The 18,037-nt window shown below is 67.9% G+C and carries 15 protein-coding genes and 1 tRNA gene; 11 read left to right on the top strand and 5 right to left on the bottom strand.

Annotated elements, in window-relative coordinates; all coding sequences use genetic code 11:
- Positions 1-10 precede the first annotated feature (10 nt).
- Positions 11-1,270, top strand: coding sequence for a glutaminase (locus ACTIL2_RS05790; protein ID WP_442336498.1), 1,260 nt, complete (start codon positions 11-13; stop codon positions 1,268-1,270).
- Here the strand turns inward: ACTIL2_RS05790 and ACTIL2_RS05785 are convergent.
- A complete protein-coding gene (locus tag ACTIL2_RS05785) occupies positions 1,267-1,404 on the bottom strand; it encodes a hypothetical protein (protein ID WP_442336497.1) in 138 nt (45 codons plus the stop codon). The two genes, ACTIL2_RS05790 and ACTIL2_RS05785, sit on opposite strands and share 4 nt — an antisense overlap.
- A 93-nt stretch (positions 1,405-1,497) precedes the next feature.
- Here ACTIL2_RS05785 and ACTIL2_RS05780 point away from each other — a divergent pair, with 93 nt between their 5' ends.
- The 3 genes from ACTIL2_RS05780 to ACTIL2_RS05770 are packed head-to-tail and all read left to right on the top strand — an operon-like array spanning position 1,498 to position 5,952.
- A complete protein-coding gene (locus tag ACTIL2_RS05780; protein WP_442336496.1) occupies positions 1,498-2,481 on the top strand; it encodes an AAA family ATPase in 984 nt (327 codons plus the stop codon).
- 7 nt (positions 2,482-2,488) lie between these two features.
- Positions 2,489-3,619: a DUF58 domain-containing protein gene (locus ACTIL2_RS05775; protein WP_442336495.1), complete on the top strand. Its 1,131-nt coding sequence runs from the start codon at positions 2,489-2,491 to the stop codon at positions 3,617-3,619.
- Entirely contained in the window at positions 3,616-5,952 is a 2,337-nt protein-coding gene (locus tag ACTIL2_RS05770; RefSeq protein ID WP_442336494.1) for a transglutaminaseTgpA domain-containing protein, read from the top strand. Before ACTIL2_RS05775 ends, ACTIL2_RS05770 begins: the two co-directional genes overlap by 4 nt.
- A 12-nt stretch (positions 5,953-5,964) precedes the next feature.
- Here ACTIL2_RS05770 and ACTIL2_RS05765 read toward each other — a convergent pair.
- Positions 5,965-6,049: transfer RNA gene (locus tag ACTIL2_RS05765), tRNA-Leu, on the bottom strand.
- Positions 6,050-6,160: 111 nt separating this feature from the next.
- Between ACTIL2_RS05765 and ACTIL2_RS05760 the strand changes: the two genes are divergently transcribed.
- Complete coding sequence (locus ACTIL2_RS05760; RefSeq protein ID WP_442336493.1) at positions 6,161-6,469, top strand: 4a-hydroxytetrahydrobiopterin dehydratase; 309 nt, start codon at positions 6,161-6,163, stop codon at positions 6,467-6,469.
- A 12-nt stretch (positions 6,470-6,481) separates the two neighbouring features.
- Here ACTIL2_RS05760 and ACTIL2_RS05755 read toward each other — a convergent pair whose 3' ends face one another.
- Positions 6,482-7,126 carry a TetR family transcriptional regulator gene (locus ACTIL2_RS05755; RefSeq protein WP_442336492.1) on the bottom strand — a complete coding sequence of 215 codons (645 nt, stop codon included), beginning with the start codon at positions 7,124-7,126 and terminating at the stop codon, positions 6,482-6,484.
- A gap of 89 nt (positions 7,127-7,215) precedes the next feature.
- Here ACTIL2_RS05755 and polA point away from each other — a divergent pair, with 89 nt between their 5' ends.
- Positions 7,216-9,909, top strand: coding sequence for a DNA polymerase I (polA, locus tag ACTIL2_RS05750; protein ID WP_442336491.1), 2,694 nt, complete (start codon positions 7,216-7,218; stop codon positions 9,907-9,909).
- 17 nt (positions 9,910-9,926) lie between these two features.
- On the opposite strand, the gene ACTIL2_RS05745 is transcribed toward polA, so the two are convergent.
- Complete coding sequence (locus ACTIL2_RS05745; RefSeq protein WP_442336490.1) at positions 9,927-10,679, bottom strand: CPBP family intramembrane glutamic endopeptidase; 753 nt, start codon at positions 10,677-10,679, stop codon at positions 9,927-9,929.
- A 110-nt stretch (positions 10,680-10,789) separates the two neighbouring features.
- Here ACTIL2_RS05745 and ACTIL2_RS05740 point away from each other — a divergent pair, with 110 nt between their 5' ends.
- Together ACTIL2_RS05740 and ACTIL2_RS05735 are read left to right on the top strand one after the other, a co-directional pair.
- Complete coding sequence (locus ACTIL2_RS05740; RefSeq protein ID WP_442336489.1) at positions 10,790-11,947, top strand: sensor histidine kinase; 1,158 nt, start codon at positions 10,790-10,792, stop codon at positions 11,945-11,947.
- Positions 11,947-12,585: a response regulator gene (locus tag ACTIL2_RS05735; RefSeq protein ID WP_442336488.1), complete on the top strand. Its 639-nt coding sequence runs from the start codon at positions 11,947-11,949 to the stop codon at positions 12,583-12,585. The genes ACTIL2_RS05740 and ACTIL2_RS05735 overlap by 1 nt, the downstream gene beginning before the upstream one ends.
- A 16-nt stretch (positions 12,586-12,601) precedes the next feature.
- Here ACTIL2_RS05735 and ACTIL2_RS05730 read toward each other — a convergent pair whose 3' ends face one another.
- The gene (locus tag ACTIL2_RS05730) at positions 12,602-13,510 is read right to left on the bottom strand and encodes a DUF368 domain-containing protein (RefSeq protein WP_442336533.1); all 909 of its coding nucleotides are present in this window, start codon (positions 13,508-13,510) and stop codon (positions 12,602-12,604) included.
- A gap of 309 nt (positions 13,511-13,819) precedes the next feature.
- Between ACTIL2_RS05730 and ACTIL2_RS05725 the strand changes: the two genes are divergently transcribed.
- The 3 genes from ACTIL2_RS05725 to ACTIL2_RS05715 all read left to right on the top strand — a co-directional run.
- On the top strand, positions 13,820-14,905 hold the full coding sequence (locus tag ACTIL2_RS05725) for an isocitrate/isopropylmalate family dehydrogenase (protein ID WP_442336487.1): 1,086 nt from the start codon (positions 13,820-13,822) through the stop codon (positions 14,903-14,905).
- A gap of 117 nt (positions 14,906-15,022) precedes the next feature.
- On the top strand, positions 15,023-16,498 hold the full coding sequence (gene rpsA / locus ACTIL2_RS05720; protein WP_442336486.1) for a 30S ribosomal protein S1: 1,476 nt from the start codon (positions 15,023-15,025) through the stop codon (positions 16,496-16,498).
- Between the two features lie 479 nt (positions 16,499-16,977).
- Positions 16,978-18,037: PTS transporter subunit EIIC (locus tag ACTIL2_RS05715; protein ID WP_442336485.1), on the top strand; the 1,060-nt coding region annotated here is incomplete at its 3' end.

Here is an 18,037-nt window from a genome sequence, read left to right as displayed (position 1 = left end):
CTCGGGCGGCATGCAGATCCCCATCGCCGACTATCTGAACGAGATCCTCGACCAGCTGCGGGACCGGGATTCCGGGGAGGTCGCCGACTACATCCCCGAGTTGGCGTCGGCGGACCCCACTCCGCTCGCCGCGGCCCTGTGCACCACCCAGGGCCGGATCTACAGCGCGGGCGACGATGGGCGGGAGTTCACCATCCAGTCGATCTCCAAGCCCTTTGCCTACGCCGTCGCCCTGCAGGAGTGCGGGGTGGGGAAGGTGCTCGGCACGGTCGGGATGGAACCGTCCGGCGAGGCCTTCAACGAACTCTCGCTGGACGGGGAGACCCACCAGCCGGTGAACCCGATGATCAACGCCGGGGCGATCACCGTCAACCAGCTGATCAACGGTGAGGACTCCGGGGTGGACGACCGGGTGGACGTCATCGTGGACTACTTCTCCCGGCTGGCGGGACGTGAGCTGCGGGTGGACGAGAGTGTGACCGGTTCGGAACTCGACACCGCCGACCGCAACCTCGCCCTGGCCCACATGCTGCGCAGTTACGGCATCATCAGCGACAGCGCCACGGACGCCGTGACGTCCTACACCCGGCAGTGCTCGGTCCTGGTGACGGTCAAGGACCTGGCGGTGATGGGGGCGACGTTGGCGCTGGGTGGTGTGCAGCCGGTGACCGGTGAGCGCATCCTGGAGCCGCTGGTGTGCCGTCAGGTGCAGGCGGTGATGGCGTCGGCGGGGATGTACGACGGGGCGGGGAAGTGGATGGCGTCGGTGGGCATCCCGGCGAAGTCCGGCGTGGCCGGCGGACTGATGGGCACGCTGCCCGGGCAGCTCGGACTGGCGACGTTCTCGCCGCGGCTGGACGCCTCGGGCAACAGCGTGCGGGGCGCGAAGATCTTCCGGAAGCTGTCGGACGACATGGGCCTGCACCTGATGTCCTCGGTCACCAGGCGGGGCTCATCGGTGCGCAGCATCCGGCAGCGTGGTCTGGTGACCGTGTTCCGGCTGCAGGGTGGGCTGGACTTCTCCGGCGCGGAGGAGTTCCTGTCGGCGGCGGCCACCCACGACATCACCACCACACGGGTGGTGGTGGATGTCCGCCGGGTCAACGAGTGCAACCCGGTGGGCCGCCGGATGGTGAAGGAGGGGCTGCGCCGCATCCGGGAGGACGGCAGGAGGGTCGCCGTGCTCGACCCGGACGGCGTCCTCGGCGACCGGACGTTTTCCGACGGGACAACGGTGGACGCCGCCGACGAGGAGGAGCTCGGAGGCTAGGGCAGCAGCCCGGTGATGTAGGTCACCAGGTCGCCGAGGTAGGCGAACGGTGCGGCGATGAGTGATCCGCCGATGAAGACGGCATTGGACGCGTAGGCGCCGATCAACTCGGGATCGGGGACGGGAAGGTCCATGGTGGTTTTCCTTTCTGTGCATCTGCCAAATCGTGGAATGGCCGCACATCGTTATCATTGGGACGAACCGACCCCGTTCTGGAGTGCCACTGCATGGTCATGGAGACGACCGACACAGAAGTCAGCGACGTCAGCTCGCTGGCCGCGGAGCTCAGCGCGTCGCTGGCGAGGACACTGAAGGGAAAGCAGGACGTCATCGACGCGGTGATCCTGACGTTGCTGGCCGGCGGGCACATCCTGCTCGAGGACGTCCCCGGGGTCGGCAAGACGACCCTGGCGACCACACTGGCCGGCTCGTTCAACGCGAAGGTGCGGCGCCTCCAGTTCACCTCGGACATGCTGCCCACCGACGTCACCGGTGTCACCGTCTACGACGACGACACCCACGGCTTCCGTTTCCACGCCGGACCGGTGTTCACCAACATCGCCATCGCCGACGAGGTCAACCGCGCCACACCCCGGACGCAGTCGGCGCTGCTGGAGGCGATGGCCGAGCGGTCCGTGACGGTGGACGGCACGTCCTACCCGCTGCCGGAGCTGTTCGTGGTGGTGGCCACCCAGAACCCGCAGGACATGGAGGGCACGTTCCCCCTCCCGGAGGCGCAGCGGGACCGGTTCATGACCCGGATCTCCGTGGGCTACCCCGATGAGGCGTCCGAGATCGCCATGGTCACCGGACGCAGCGACCCCGGTGACCCGGCATCCGGGGAAGTTCCCGGGGACGGCCCGGCGGTCACCGTCGACGACGTGGTGCGTGCCCAGGACACCGTCAACCGGGTGACGGTCACCGACGAGGTCGCCCGGTACCTGGTCCGGATCGTCGCCGCGACGCGCACCCATCCGGGCATCACACTGGGCGCGAGCCCCCGTGCGGCCCTGCACCTGACCCAGATGGCGCGGTCGCGCGCCGCGGTGGCGGGGCGGAGCTACGTGATCCCCGACGACATCGCCACACTCGCGGCCACCGTGCTGCCGCACCGTCTGGAGCTGCAGGGACGTCACGCCACGGTGGAGGATTTCCACGCCGCGGCGGCGGGGATCGTCTCGGACATCGTCTCCTCCACCGGGCTGCGGTGAGGGGCAGGTGAGAGGCAAGGGCCTTCCCGTCGCCCCCACCCGGCGGGGCTGGGGGTTCCTGGTGTCCGCGGCGGCGGTGGGCGTGCTGTGGTGGTTCGCTGAACTGCAGGACCTGCGCTACCTCGCCGCACTGCCGGTCGCGATGGTCGTCGTGGCGGTCGTCTGGGTGCTCCTGCTGCCCCTGCTGGCCGGGTTCACGGTCCGTCTGTCCGTGTCGGACCCGACCCCGGCGGTCGCGGACCGGGTCGACTGCACGGCGACGGTCCACCACCGGCTGCCCGTCACCGCACACCTCCTGGTCGTCTGGGACGCGGACGGCCGGCGGGTGTCCGTCCCGTTGGCGGTCGGGAAGGGGCAGGCCGGGACGTCGGGTCTGGTCTACCCGGCGATGCGCCGTGGGCCGTCCACCATCGGGGTCTCCCGGGTGGAGGTCCGCGACCCACTGGGCCTGGTCGTGCGGCGGGTCCGTGCGTCCTCGTCGGTCCGTCTGCTCGTCCTGCCCGTACCACTGACCCACCTGCCACCGGAGGTGCCGGACGCGGCGGTGCACAACCACCGCGACGGAACGGCCGCGCGCCGGGGACTGGCCGCCGATCCGGGGACCCCGGGTGGTGCGGTCCGTGAGTACCGGCACGGCGACGCTATCCGGCAGGTCCACTGGAAACAGAGCGCCCGCCACGGCAAACTCCTGGTCAACCAGTACGATTCCGGCGCCACGACGGACGCCCGCGTGCTCCTGGCCACCGGCGAGGACGACTACCCCGGCGCCGGGGACATCGAAACCGCGGTCAGCGCCACCGTCACCGTCACCGACCGCCTGTTCGCCTCCGGTGCACAGGTGTCCGTCCTCGTTGGGCGGGTCGCGCCCGTGAGGTGCGTGGACGGCGGGGATGTCCGCCGACTCCTGGCCACAGCGACCCTGCACCCCGGGCCGGCCGACACCGCGCACATCGACGCCCTCCAGCGACGGGACACCGTGGTGACCGGCACCGTAAGTCAGACGCTGGTGCGGGAGCTCGACCGTGCCGGCTTCTCTGGTGATGTGTTGTCCACCGGAGGGGACGGCACCGGGCACCCCTGGCGCCACACGCGGCTCGCCGACGGGGACAACCACGCCGGATGGGGTGGAAGGCCATGACCGCGATGCGACCGCTGCTGCACGGCGTACTGCTGTCCGCGCTGTGGCTCATGGTTCTCCTGGCGTTCACGGAGGTGTTCATCCACGGCCCCTGGCTGTGGCGCGCCTGGTCGATTGCCGCGGTGGTGACACTGGTGACCACCCTCGCCGTCTCGGTACTGCCCGCCCGCCGCCACTGGCTCGGCCAGGTCTCCGGACTGTCCTCGGGCCTGCTGCTCTGGGCCCTGTGGCTCGTGTGGGGCGGGCGCGCCGGGGAGTGGATCGGTGATCCCGGCGCGATGGCCGACGCCATTTCCGACACCGTCGAGTACTCCACCACACCCCTTGACCCTGCCGGGGCGGTGGAGGATCTGCTGCTGACGTTCGTCCTGCTGCTGGCGACCGTGACAACGGTGATCCTGGTGGGGATCGGGTCACCGGGGCTGGCCGGCGGCACCACCGCACTGCTGCTGGTCGTCCCCGCCGCGGTCAGCGGGATCCCGGTCGACAGGATCCTGCTGATTGTCACGGGGGTTCTGCTGGTTGTGCTCCTGTGGACGGCGAGCGCGCGGATCAGTGGTCCGGGGTTCCTGGCCGCGGCGGTGTCGGCGGTGCTGGCTGTCGCGGTGGTCGCCGCGTTGCCGGACGGACGCGACCGGGTGTGGAACACCGCGATCGTGTCCGCACCGGTGTCGGGTTCCGTGCCCGATGTCACGGTCTCGTTGGCGGACGACCTGAAGACCAGGAGCAAGACGCGGGCGTTCCGGTTCACCGCGGACGTGCCCGGGCCGTACCATTTCACGCTGGCCACGCTGGCCGACTTCGATGACGGCCGCTGGCTGCCCCAGGACGACCCTGACCCGTCCGGCAGGACCGTCGACCAACCGCGCGGGGACGTGGGTGAGATGGACCCCATGCTGTCCAGGACGGTGTCGGTGACGATGGACGGTTTGCGCAGCGAATGGCTGCCGTTGCCGCAGTCGGCCCGGCAGGTCGTCTCGTCGTCGTTCGATCCGGGGGACTGGACGTGGACGGACGGTTCCGGGACCGCGGCGTCCGACAGCGCGGTCTCTCGCGACGGGGACCGCTACACGGTGGACGCGTCGCCGTCCTTCTCCGGGGGCCCCATGCCGGGCTTCGGAATGGGGGAGATGGAAGGGACAGCGGCAGGCGGGGATTCCGGTGATGTCGCCCAGTACCTCGAGCTCCCGGGGGAGGTACCCGCGGCGATCTCCGATGCGGCGGAGGAAGCGACGGGTGCTTTCCGGGACAGGCTCAGTTCGCTGGGGGAGACCGCCGAAGACATGGGACTCCCCGCTGACGTCGGGGATGAGACGGATGCACGGGGGCTCGGCATGGCGCTGCAGTCCTGGTTCCAGGGTGGTGGCTTCGTCTACGACGAAAGTGCCCCGTACACGCCGGGCTCCGAGACCGGTGGACCGTACTCCGTCATGGAGGGGCTGCTCGAACAGCGCAGCGGTTTCTGCGTGCACTACGCCTCCACCTTTGCCGTGATGGCCCGCGACCTGGGGGTCCCGGCACGGTTGGCGGTCGGGTACGCCAGTGAGGCCTCCAGCGGGGACGAGACCGTTGTCCGGGGCGGCGACCTGCACGCGTGGCCGGAGTTGTTCATCGACGACGTCGGATGGGTCGCCTTCGAGCCCACACCGGGTGGCGCCGGTGGGCCCGAGGAGGAGGATGACGACATTGTCCGGGACGCCCCGGCGACACCGTCGCCGACGGAGCCCGGAACCGGATCGTCCGATGCCCCCGAGCCCACGGACGAGACCACCGAGCCGGGTGCCGCCACCCCGTCCGGGACGGACGCGGACACCTCCGGGAACGGGTCGTCGGCGTCCCCCGGTGGTGTGGGGACCATTCTCCTGCTGACCGGCGGTGCCGCACTGGGCATCGTGGCCATCCTGCTCATCCCGGCGGCGCTGCGCTGGTTCGCGGGGAGGAGGCGGCTGCACGCTGTCGATCACGGGCAGCGTCCTGCGGAAGGTGCCTGGCTCGAACTGCTGGCCACCGCAGCGGATCTCCATGTGCTCGCCGCGGGCAGGGAGCGGGACGTCGGTCTGCGGGCACGGACGCCGGAGGCCATGGCGGAACACCTGGAGTCGGCGGCGGAGCTGGACGCGGGCGCGGCCGGTGCCGTGCGGGAGCTCGCGGCCGCGGTCTCGGCGGAACGCTACGGCGGCCGGGACCTGTCGTCCCGGCGGGAGGAGATCCGGGCCCTGCTGGAGGAGGCGGTCGACGGACTCCGTGAGCGGGAGGGGGGACCCCACACATGGCGGGTGGTCCTCGCGCCACGGTCGGTCCGGACGGTGGACGGGCTGAGAGGACCGGAATAATGACGGGATGATTGGTGCCCCGGGTGGGACTCGAACCCACACACCCGTAGATACCGCATTTTGAGTGCGGCGCGTCTGCCAATTCCGCCACCGGGGCAAGCCAGGGAAATATTACGGGAGCACGGTCGGGGCGTCCAACATGGGGTACGGCTTACGTCGGTAGGCTGGTGAGCACGACGCAACCGACAACGAATGGGAGGCACACGACATGCCCGACGACATTCTCACGGAAGCTGACATCCGGGCGGAGGAGCTCGAGGACTGGCGTATCGAGGAGGGGGAACTCCGGGCGGGCTTCGCCACCGGGGATTTCGCCACGGGACTGCGCCTGGTGAACCTCATCGGTGCCGCGGCGGAGGAGGCGGACCACCATCCCGACGTCCTGCTGACCTTTCCGAGGATCGGGGTGGGTCTCATCAGCCACGATGTGGAGGGGGTGACGCGCCGGGACGTGGACATGGCCCGGCGGATCAGCGGGATGGCGGCGCAGGAGGGCGTGGAGGCGGAGGGGTCCTGACAGCCTGGCGTCCTACCGTCCGATGCCCTCACCGTCGAGGACGTTCTGGATCAGCCCGCCGTAGTAGGCGATGAACGCCTCCAGGTCCGTGCACCTGAAGTACTCCTGGGTCACGAGCCGGCGCATCAGGGCCACGCCGCTGGCCATCGAGATCGCCGCCTCCGCGCGCATCTCGGCGTGCGATGTCGCAGCAGCCGACGCGTCCCCGGCCTCGTCCACCACGCGCTTCATGACGGGGGCGACCATCTGCTCCCGGAACACCTTGCCCAGGGTGTCGACGATGTGGCGGTTGCCGCCGGCGTCGGCGAGCTTGCGGATCAGCGAGTTGGGGGAGTCGTCGGGGGATTCGACGACGATCCGCGCCATGTAGGCCCCCAGCGAGGAGTACTCCACCTCGGCGATGCGTGCTGCCGCGGGGGAGAAGTCCAGCTGCGCCTCGTAGAGGTGCTCCTTGGATCCGAAGTACTTGATGATCAGTGGGGCACTCACCCCCACGTCGACGGCGATGTCCTTCAGCGAGACCTCGCTGTACGGACGCTGGTTGAAGGCGGTGCGGGCGCATGTGAGGATACGGCTCCGGGTTTCGTCGGCCCGCCGGCGGCTCACCTGGTCGTCGGACGCTGCCTCGTTCGGCGCACTGTCGGTCACGTCTGTCATGGCGACTAGGATAGCCCCGACGGACGCGTAAAAGCGATAAGCAACTAACACAAGTGTGTCTGATCCCACGGATCGCACGGGAAGGCTCTATGCCGGACAAGCCCACTCTCCTGCTGCTCGACGGTCATTCCCTGGCCTTCCGCGCCTTCTATGCACTGCCCGCACAGAACTTCTCCACGACGGGCGGGCAGTACACCAACGCGGTCTACGGCTTCCTGGGAATGTTCCTCGGTCTGGTCGAGACGGAGAAGCCCACCCACATCGCCGCCGCCTTCGACCTGTCCGGTCCGACGTTCCGGGAGAAGGACCTTCCGGAGTACAAGGCACAGCGCCCGCCGTCGCCGGAGGAGTTCCACGGGCAGATCGACCTGATCAAGCAGACGATGGAGTCCCTGGGCATCGCCACGCTGACCAAGGAGTCCTACGAGGCGGACGACATCATCGCCACGCTGTCCTGCCGCGGGACCGGTGCGGGGATGCGCACGGTGATCTGCACCGGCGACCGGGACAGCCTGCAGCTGGTCAACGATGACGTCACCGTGCTGTACACGCTGCGCGGGGTCTCCGAGCTGGACCGGTTCACCCCGGCACGGGTGGAGGAGAAGTACGGGGTCACGCCCACGCAGTACCCGGATCTGGCGTCCCTGCGCGGGGACACGTCCGACAACATGCCCGGTGTGCCCGGGGTGGGTCCGAAGACGGCCCAGAAGTGGATCGTGAAGTACGGCAGCCTCGATGCGGTGATCGACAACCTCGACGATTTCAGCGGGAAGGTCGGCGAGGCCCTGCGCGACAACATCGACAACGTGGTCCTGGCGCGAAGGATCACCGAGATGGTGCGTGACCTCGACCTGGGTGACCTGGACGGTGACGGCGACCCGTTGTCCGGGCTGCGGCCACGGGCCGTGGACGCCTCACACGCGGTGGAGGTCTTCGATGACCTGCAGTTCGGCAACAACCTGCGCAACCGGACGTTCCGCACCATGGGCATCGAGTTCGAGGACGGCGCCGCGGTCGAGGTCAGTGTCGACGAGCCCGCCGACGGGAAGCTGGCGAAGTGGCTCAGTGACCACGCCGGGGTCAAGCCCAACCGCAACGGTGGGGACGCCGCGGTGAACCGTCCGCTCGCCGTTGCGGTGATCGGGGCGGGGACGCCCGTCGGCGGGCACGCCGACCGCGTCGCGCTGCTGGATCCGGAGGCCTCGGACGACGGCACGCTGCACGCCGTCGACATCGACCTGTCCGACCAGGACCCGAAGGACGAGGACGCGCTGGCGTCCTACCTCGCGGACGCTGGGGCGCCGAAGTGGCTGCACGACGCGAAACTCGCCTGGCACGCCCTGCACGGCTCCGGCCTGGAGCTCAACGGTGTGGAGCACGACACGGCACTGGCGGCCTACCTGCTGCGTCCGGACGTCCGGTCCACCGGGCTGGCGGACGTCCTGCAGCGCCATGTCGGACACGAACTGGCGCAGGACGCGCCGGCGACCGTACAGGCACAGTCCGTGCTCGAACTGGTCACCGCCCTCACCCCGGAGATCGCAGGGATCGGGGCGATGGAGCTGTACCTCGACCTGGAGGTGCCGCTGGCGACCGTGCTGGCGAAGATGGAGGGCCACGGCATTGCGGTGGACAAGGGTTCGCTGCAGGAACTGTCCAACGACTACGAGGGCAAGATCGCCGAGGAGGTCGGCGAGGCGCGGAACCTGGCGGAGGACCCGGACCTGAACCTGTCCAGCCCGAAGCAGCTGCAGAAGGTCCTGTTCGAGGACTTCGAACTGCCGAAGACGAAGAAGACGAAGACCGGCTACTCCACCGCCGCGGGGGAACTGGAGAAGCTCACCGAGCAGACCGGGCACCCCTTCCTGGCGCACCTGATGGCGCACCGCGAGTACCAGAAGATGAAGACCACCATCGACGGTCTCATCGAGGCCACCGCAGACGACGGCCGCATCCACACCACCTTCAACCAGCGTGGGGCGGCGACCGGACGGTTGTCGTCCTCGGACCCGAACCTGCAGAACATCCCGGTGCGGACCGAGGCCGGACGCCACATCCGCGGGGCGTTCCACGTCGGATCGGGGTACACCACCCTGCTGACCGCGGACTACTCGCAGATCGAGATGCGCGTGATGGCGCACCTGTCGCAGGACCCCGGCCTGATCGAGGCCTACCGGGAGGGCGAGGACCTGCACAACTTCGTCGGCTCGAAGGTCTTCGACGTGCCCGTCGACCAGGTGACCCCGGAGCTGCGCCGCCGGGTGAAGGCCATGAGCTACGGACTGGTCTACGGTCTCAGTGCCTTCGGTCTGTCGCAGCAGCTCAACATCGCCGCCGGTGAGGCGAAGAAGATCATGGACACCTACTTCGAGCGCTTCGGCGGGGTGAAGACCTACCTGGACGAGGTGGTGGAGCAGGCGAAGATCGACGGCTACACCGGGACGCTGTACGGGCGGCGGCGCTACCTGCCCGAGCTGAACTCCACGAACCGGGTGGCCCGCGACAATGCCGAGCGCGCCGCACTGAACGCCCCGATCCAGGGCACCGCGGCGGACATCATCAAGCGGGCGATGCTGCGCGTTGACCGGGAGATGACGCGTCGCGGGATGGAATCACGGGTGCTGCTGCAGGTCCACGACGAGTTGGTCGTGGAAGTCGTCGACGGCGAGTTGGACGAGATGACCGGGCTGCTGCAGGCCGAGATGGACGCCGCAGCCGAACTGCGCGTGCCGCTGGACGTGTCGACCGGTGTCGGGGAGAACTGGGAGACCGCCGGGCACTGAGTTGCCATCCCGCGTGGTCACCCCGCGCTGAGCAGTACCGGGACGAGCGCGGCGGAGGCAATGAGGTTCACCGTGCTGTGGAGGGCCAGGCCGCCCCAGAGCGACCGGTGCCAGCGGGTGAGGATGGCGCAGCCCACTCCGAGGAAGAATGTCCACACCATGACGGGGGCGACCATGTGCAGTGCCCCGAAGACCGCGGAACTCAGCAACACCGATACTGCGGCGGCGAGGCGGGGCCGCCCGACCGAGGTGTTGAGTCTGTCCTCGATCCAGCACATCGTGAGCCGGCGGAGGAGGATTTCCTCGATGACGGGGCCGAGAACGAGATAGCCCACCAGGACGATCAGTGCCGTGGCTGGCGTCCCCACCGACTCCGTCGTCGTGTCGTCCGCCGGGGTGAGGCCGAGGAGTGCCGCGACGAGAGCGGTCGCGGTCAACGCCGTCACCATGGCGACCGGAACCTGCCAGAACAGATGGAGTCCGCGGCGCCCCAGAGGAGTGAAGCCGAGTTCGGCGGCCGACCACCGGCGCAGAGCCCACCACACCGTGAGTGTGCTGGCGGTGATCACCACGAGCGTCGCCACCCACGTGAGAGCGTCGGGGAAGTGACGCTGGAGATCGAAGGTCGTCACCGGGACAACGGAGAGGACGAGCAGGAGGATCGGGGCGAGGAACGCACCCCAGACCCGCACCAGATCTGCGGTGCGTACCGGACGTGGAAACAGCCGACCTGTGTTCGTCGGCGGGGTGGATCGCTGGATGGACGTCATGGTGACAGCGTGGGCCGGTCGTGCGCTTTCCGGTAGCGGTCGAAGGTCGCATGTTCCCGATACTTTCGGCTGACACCGTGGGCGGCCGGGACCCCGCTACAGTGGCATCCGTGCGTATCGCTCCTGCCCTCGACCGCCGTTCCGGAATCCTGATCTGGTTGGGCGCCGCCGTCACGGGTGTACTCCTCCTGCTGTTCTCCGTGCCCGTCCTGTACGACTGGCAGGACCCCGACACGCTACCGGACGACCGCAACCTCGCCCTGGCCAGGTTTCTGGGACTGCAGATCTACACCGGCATCGCATCGTTGGCGCTGTTCGCGGTATCCCTGTCGCGCGGACGGCGTCCCGCGATGCTGTTGACGGTGTTCCTTGGCGCGGTCGGTGCCCTGGGAGCAGTCGCCTCGGTGGTGGCGCTGGTTCGGTTATCCAGGCATGGACGTCCACGGGACGCCGTGTGTGGTGGCGTCGCCGTTGGGGCCGGCGGGTTGCTCGGGTTGATCCTGGATCCGGATGGCGTGGCCGCAGGAGAGCTCGTCTTGCTTCTGGTCGTCGCTGTGGTGACGGTGTCTCTCGGACGATTCTGGGCGTCGCGGGACGCGAACGAACACGAACTCGACCGTCTGCGGATGGAGCAGGTCGTGGCTGAGGACAGGTTGCGACTGGCACGTGACATCCATGACTCGCTGTCCCACCGTCTGGGGCTGATCGCCATTCACAGCGGTGCGCTCGACTACCGCGGTGATCTCTCCGGCGCCCAGACGACCGACGCGATCGCCACGATCCGCCACCAGTCGGAGGCCGCATCCAATGACCTCCGCGACATCATCACGGCCCTGCGGATCACGCGGGAGGACGAGGATGAGCAGCGCACGCCGGGCCACGTCATTGAGGAGGCACGCGAGCGGGGGACAGTGGTGGAGGTTTCCGCAGGGTTCCCCGATGATGTGCTGGTGGAATCCGGGCTCTCAGCACTGGCGATGTCCGCACTGGGCGCGATGCTCCGGGAGACTCTGAACAATGCTGATCGCCATGCACCGGGGGTCCGGGTTTCGGTGGGCTCAGATGTCTCGGAGGGATCCCTCACCGTGAGTGTGTCGAATCCCGTTGGTGGTGGGACCCGTGGTGACGGTGCGGTCGCCTCGTCGGGGTTCGGCCTGGTCGGTGTCCGTGAACGTGCCGTCCTGGCGGGTGGTCACCTGAGAGTCAGCGACGCCGGAGAGCACTTTGCCGTCACGATCGGGCTGCCGTGGCAGGGGGTGGACGCGTGATGGTGCGGATTCTTCTGGTCGATGACGACACCCTGGTCCGATCGGGACTGCGGCTCCTGCTGGACGGGGCACGGGATGGTCGGTTCAGCGTCGTGGGTGAAGCCAGGGACGGGGATGATGCGCTGTCGCGGATCACGGAGCTGCACCCGGACGTGGTTCTCATTGACATCCGGATGCCCGGGAAAACCGGGATCGATGCGCTGCGTGAACTGCAGGGGAGCCCCGACGCTCCACCGGTCCTGATGCTCACGGCCTTTGACGCGCGCGAGGACATCATCGCGTCGCTAGCCGCAGGAGCCCGCGGCTTCCTGCGGAAGGTCGCGAGTCCCGGGGCCCTGGTCTCGGCCATCGACACCGTCGCGACAGGGCAGACTGCGCTGGGCCCGGAGGTCGTGGAGCACCTGCTGGAGAGGCAGCACCGTGTGGGAGGGGCCGCGCGGGACAGTGCCCGGCATGTGCTCAGCGACAAGGAGCGGCAGGTCGCCGAACTCGTGTCCCAGGGGATGACGAATGAGCGGATCGGGGAGGAGCTTCACCTCGCGTTGCCGACGGTGAAGACCTACATGTCCCGGATCATGGAGAAGCTCGGTGCGGAGAACCGCGTCCAGGTCGCGGTGACCTACCTGGACAGGCTCTGACAGGGTCCTCCCGGACTTACCGGTTCTCCTGCGCCCGCAGCCGCTTGCGCTTCATGACCTGCTCGGTGATGACCATCGCGGCGACCACGGCGGCGCCGAGGACGATCATCAGCACCGCGGTGCCGACCTGGTCGCCGGGGGCCTGCAGGTTGGAGTCGCCGTCCTGCCACGGCCACAGCGCGCGCAGGGACCCGAGCAGCATGCCGGTCATGGTGAACAGGGTGAGGGTGCGGTGCCGGGTGAGCAGCCACTCCATCACGCGGACGAACAGGACCAGGCCGGTCAGTGCGCCGAGCATGAACACGGCGATGTAGGTCAGGTCCAGGTCACTGACCGCGGTGAGTGTCGCGGAGTAGATGCCGATGGCGTAGAGGAAGAAGGACCCCGACACACCCGGCAGGATCAGTGCGCACACGGCGACGGCCGCGGCGACGAAGACGAGCAGCAGGTTCGGGTTGTCGTTCTCGGTGGAGGAGAAGCCGGTGGCGACGAAGGTGAAGATTCCGCCGACGATGAACAGTGGCACGGCCTTCGGCAGGCGACGCTTCAGGTCGGCGGTGTCGATCATCAGGACCGGGACGACCACGGAAACGGCGACCATACCCAGGAACAGGCCCTTCGCGGCGATCTCGTGGTCCTCGACGAAGGTGCCGACGATGCCGGCCATGGCGAAGACCATCACGACCATGCCGATGCCGAGCGGCAACAGCATCGCCCAGTCCACGGCCTTGATCTTCTTCCATCCGTCGGCACGGTCCCTGGTGAGGGCCTTGACGCCGTCGAGCAACCGGTTGGCGTTGTACAGGACGCGTTCGTAGGCGCCGGTGACCAGGGCGACGGTACCGCCGGAGATGCCGGGGACCAGTTCGGCGGTGCCGATCAGGCCACCGCGCAGTGCGTTGAGCACCACGGTGCCGGGGTTCAGCGGGGTGGGCTTGAAGGCGGGGGGACGGGCCGCGGTTTCGGCTGCGGCCTCTGTGCCGGGAGCTTCTGTGCTGGAGGGGTTGTCGTTCACGGCGATAATCGTAACGGTATCGGGACGTTCAGTGGGTACCGGCAGGCTCCGTCGGCGTTGCGGTGCAGGGAGAATCACACCGACGATGATTTTCAGTAGGTACGGGCAACGCTGTGACCTGGCAATCTCACGATGTGAAACTCGTCCGCGGTGTGAAAGTCGCACAGCCGCGGACAGGCCGGGGAACAGGGGAGTGGACCGCGGAGGTATTTTGGTCCCATGGCAGCAGAGGCAACCGGGGACGTCACCGACGGGCGCAGTGGGGTCACGCTGGGCTACTGGCCGGGAGAGGGGGTGGGCCCGGAGATCGTGGCGCCGGCGATGACCGCTGCTGAGCTTGCCCTGTCCCGGGACGGCGCCCGGGTGAACTGGGTGCCGCTGGAGCTCGGTCGCTCGGCCTTCGACAGGACCGGCCAGGTCGTCCCCGCGGAGACGTGGCGGGCGGTCAGGGGTTTGGACGGCTGGATCCTCGGTCCGCACGACAACGCGTCCTACCCGGACGGTGCCCGTGAGCAGCCGAACCCGTCGGCGGCGTTGCGTACGGGCATGGACCTGTGGGCGAACATCCGTCCGGTGCGGGGACTGCCCGGTGCGGTTGCCCCGGACATGGACCTGGTCATCGTCCGGGAGAACACCGAGGGGATGTACGCCGACCGCAACATGTACGCCGGATCCGGTGACGTCCGGGTCACGCAGGACGTTGCCCTCGCGATCGGTACGTTCACCCGGGATGCGGTGCGGCGGATCGTCCGGCGGGCAGGACGCATGGCTGAGGCGCGCGGCGGGGTGCTGACCGTGGCACACAAGGCGAATGTGCTGGCCAGGACGTCCGGAATGTACCTGGAGGAGGCCGGGGTCATGGCCGCGGAGACCGGGGTGGAGCTGCGGCCGGTGCACATCGACGCGCTGTGCGCGGACCTGGTGACGGATCCGGGGCGGCACCGGACGATCGTGGCGGAGAACATGTTCGGGGACATCCTGTCCGACCTCGCGGCGGCGCTGGGTGGGGCGCTGGGCGCGGCAGGCAGCGTGAACGCCGGGGATGGGGCGGTCATGGCGCAGGCGGCGCACGGGTCGGCGCCGGACATTGCGGGACGCGGCGTGGCGAATCCCGCCGGCGTGATGAACTCCACAGCGATGCTCCTGGAGAACCTGGGCTTCCCGGCGGCCGGGCAACGGGTGTCGGACGCGGTGCGCGTGGCGCTGGAGGTGACACCGACACCTGATGTGGCCGGTGGGGCCCGTGGGGCAACGACCGAGGCCTTCTCCGAGACCGTATTTGCGCAGATCGGGGGGCCGGTGTAGGGTCCAGTCTGTTAAGCGCCTGTACGCGGGTGCGCGACCGGCCGGGGAGGGTGAACGCACCTTCGCCGGCACCCCTGTCCATCACTAAGACCTATCCGTTTCGGAGCACATCTACATATGCCCACCACCAACGTTCCTCAGGTTGCCGTCAACGACATCGGCTCCGCTGAGGATTTCCTCGCCGCAATCGACTCCACCATCAAGTACTTCAACGACGGTGACATCGTCGAAGGTACCGTTGTCAAGGTCGATCACGACGAGGTCCTGCTTGACATCGGCTACAAGACGGAGGGTGTGATCCCCTCCCGTGAGCTGTCGATCAAGCATGATGTCGACCCCGGCGAGGTTGTCGAGGTCGGCGACGAGGTCGACGCCCTCGTCCTCACCAAGGAGGACAAGGAAGGCCGCCTGATCCTGTCCAAGAAGCGCGCTCAGTACGAGCGTGCCTGGGGCACCATCGAGCAGCTCAAGGAGAACGACGAGCCGGTCACCGGTACCGTCATCGAGGTCGTCAAGGGCGGCCTCATCCTCGACATCGGCCTGCGCGGCTTCCTTCCCGCCTCCCTCGTTGAAATGCGCCGTGTCCGCGATCTGCAGCCGTACATCGGCCAGGAGATCGAGGCCAAGATCATCGAGCTGGACAAGCAGCGCAACAACGTTGTCCTGTCCCGCCGTGCATGGCTCGAGCAGACCCAGTCCGAGGTCCGCTCCGAGTTCCTGCACCAGCTGCAGAAGGGCCAGGTCCGCAAGGGCGTCGTGTCCTCCATCGTCAACTTCGGCGCCTTCGTCGATCTCGGCGGTGTCGACGGCCTGGTTCACGTCTCCGAGCTGTCCTGGAAGCACATCGACCACCCGTCCGAGGTCGTCACCGTCGGTGACGAGGTCACCGTCGAGGTGCTCGACGTCGACCTGGACCGCGAGCGCGTCTCCCTGTCGCTGAAGGCCACTCAGGAGGATCCGTGGCGCGTCTTCGCCCGGACCCACGCGATCGGTCAGATCGTCCCGGGCAAGGTCACCAAGCTGGTTCCGTTCGGCGCCTTCGTCCGCGTCGAGGAGGGCATCGAGGGCCTGGTCCACATCTCCGAGCTGGCCGAGCGCCACGTGGATGTCCCGGACCAGATCGTCACCGTCGGCCAGGAGCTCATGGTCAAGGTCATCGACATCGACCTCGAGCGTCGTCGTATCTCCCTGTCGCTGAAGCAGGCCGACGAGGACTTCGCCGAGGAGTTCGACCCGTCCAAGTACGGTATGGCCGACTCCTACGACGAGCAGGGCAACTACATCTTCCCGGAGGGCTTCGATTCGGAGACCAACGAGTGGATGGAGGGCTTCGAGGAGCAGCAGCGTGAGTGGGAGGACCGCTACGCCGAGTCCGAGCGCCGCCACAAGACGCACGCCGCCCAGATCGAGCGCCACCGTGCCCAGGCCGCCGAGGCCGAGGGTGCCGAGGACAACGGCAGCTACTCCAGCAGCAGCTCCGACAAGCCGGCTGCGCCGCAGCAGGCCGAGGAGCCCCAGGATGACTCCGGCTCCCTCGCCTCCGACGAGCAGCTCGCCGCACTGCGCCAGAAGCTGGCCGGCGGTGCCGAGTAGTCTGATCGGTCGCGCTTAAGTCGGACCCCGCGTCCGTTCGTGCCGCACCGCGAACCCGCCCCATCCCGGAACAGTCCGGGGTGGGGCGGGTTCGTTCTGTGTACGGCCGGCGTCCCGGTCCCGTTCCGTCGCGTACCTCCCCATCGCACGTGGGGGGTCGTTTCAGCGCTGAGGACACCGTGGGTGTGATGGTTGGGTACGCGACAGGACGGTATGGGCCGTATCCATCGCGTGGCTCCGGAGTCAACGGCGACCGTGGGGGTAGTAACCGGATGGGGGCATGAAGGGGGCACCATTGCCGGGGGACGTATTGTGTTCTGTATGCCCGATTCGCCGATCGGCACCCGACTGGGCGCCCCGATGTGGGGGTGGTTGTCGGATTCGAATTCTTCATCAATCACGTGGGGCAGTCCTACGATGAGGAAACAACTGCCCCATCCGGGCAGCATCGACCTCGACGTGCAAAGGCGGAATGCCCCATGGCATCCATGACAACCACGGAGACCTCCCGACACATCCTCCGCGAGATCGGCGGAGCAGAGAACGTCTCCTCCCTCACTTTCTGTGCAACACGACTCAGATTCACCATCAACGATATGTCCAAGGTCGATACCGACGCGCTCGACAGCGACCAGAGCGTCCTCGGGGTCGTGGAACAGGGCAGTACCGGCATCCAGGTCGTGATGGGCGGTGGCGTGGCCGAGTACTACAACGCCATCGTCAAGGAACCCGGGATGGGGGAGGAGAAGAAGAAGGACGATTCGTCCGGCAAGAAGGAGTACGGGGGAGTCCGTGGACGGTACGACAAGGTCAACTACGCCTTCGAGTTCCTCTCCGACACCTTCCGCCCGGTGTTGTGGGCACTGCTCGGTGCCTCGCTGATCATCACGATCCTGGTGCTGGCCGACACGTTCGAACTACAGGATTTCCGTGCCCCCATGGAGGACCAGCCGTCCGGCTACGTCCTGCTGCACGCGATGTACCAGTCGGTGTTCTTCTTCCTGCCGATCATGATCGGTGCCACCGCAGCGCGGAAGCTCGGGGCGAATGAGTGGGTCGGCGCGGCAATCCCCGCCGCACTGCTCACCCCGGAGTTCACCTCGCTCGGCGAGCAGGGGGACACGGTCCACATCTTCGGGATCCCGCTGGTGCTGAATGACTACTCCTCGCAGGTGTTCCCGCCACTGATCGCGGCGATCGGACTCTACTGGGTGGAGAAGGGGCTGAAGAAGATCATTCCCTCGGCCATCCAGATGGTCTTCGTCCCGTTCTTCTCGCTGCTGATCATGATTCCGGCGACGGCGTTCCTGCTCGGGCCTTTCGGTATTGGTGTGGGCAACGGAATCTCCGACTTCCTGCTGTGGCTCAACGGTGTGTCGCCGTTCATCCTGGCGATCGTGATTCCGCTGATCTACCCCTTCATGGTGCCCCTGGGGCTGCACTGGCCACTCAACGCCATCATGATCCAGAACATCGCCTCGCTGGGCTACGACTTCATCCAGGGGCCGATGGGTGCCTGGAACTTCGCCTGCTTCGGCG

Origin of the sequence: Corynebacterium sp. (assembly GCF_052107835.1) — a bacterium.
In the GTDB taxonomy this organism is placed as follows: Bacteria; Actinomycetota; Actinomycetes; order Mycobacteriales; family Mycobacteriaceae; genus Corynebacterium.
This window is presented reverse-complemented; position numbering and strand designations above follow the sequence as displayed.

Bases quoted from the DNA above. Each gene is read 5' to 3' on its own strand.
- ACTIL2_RS05790 (WP_442336498.1), top strand. From the start codon at position 11: ATGCAGATCCCCATCGCCGACTATCTGAACGAGATCCTCGACCAGCTG.
- ACTIL2_RS05785 (WP_442336497.1), bottom strand. From the start codon at position 1,404: ATGGACCTTCCCGTCCCCGATCCCGAGTTGATCGGCGCCTACGCGTCC.
- ACTIL2_RS05780 (WP_442336496.1), top strand. From the start codon at position 1,498: ATGGTCATGGAGACGACCGACACAGAAGTCAGCGACGTCAGCTCGCTG.
- ACTIL2_RS05770 (WP_442336494.1), top strand. From the start codon at position 3,616: ATGACCGCGATGCGACCGCTGCTGCACGGCGTACTGCTGTCCGCGCTG.
- ACTIL2_RS05760 (WP_442336493.1), top strand. From the start codon at position 6,161: ATGCCCGACGACATTCTCACGGAAGCTGACATCCGGGCGGAGGAGCTC.
- ACTIL2_RS05755 (WP_442336492.1), bottom strand. From the start codon at position 7,126: ATGACAGACGTGACCGACAGTGCGCCGAACGAGGCAGCGTCCGACGAC.
- polA (WP_442336491.1), top strand. From the start codon at position 7,216: ATGCCGGACAAGCCCACTCTCCTGCTGCTCGACGGTCATTCCCTGGCC.
- ACTIL2_RS05745 (WP_442336490.1), bottom strand. From the start codon at position 10,679: ATGACGTCCATCCAGCGATCCACCCCGCCGACGAACACAGGTCGGCTG.
- ACTIL2_RS05735 (WP_442336488.1), top strand. From the start codon at position 11,947: ATGGTGCGGATTCTTCTGGTCGATGACGACACCCTGGTCCGATCGGGA.
- ACTIL2_RS05725 (WP_442336487.1), top strand. From the start codon at position 13,820: ATGGCAGCAGAGGCAACCGGGGACGTCACCGACGGGCGCAGTGGGGTC.
- rpsA (WP_442336486.1), top strand. From the start codon at position 15,023: ATGCCCACCACCAACGTTCCTCAGGTTGCCGTCAACGACATCGGCTCC.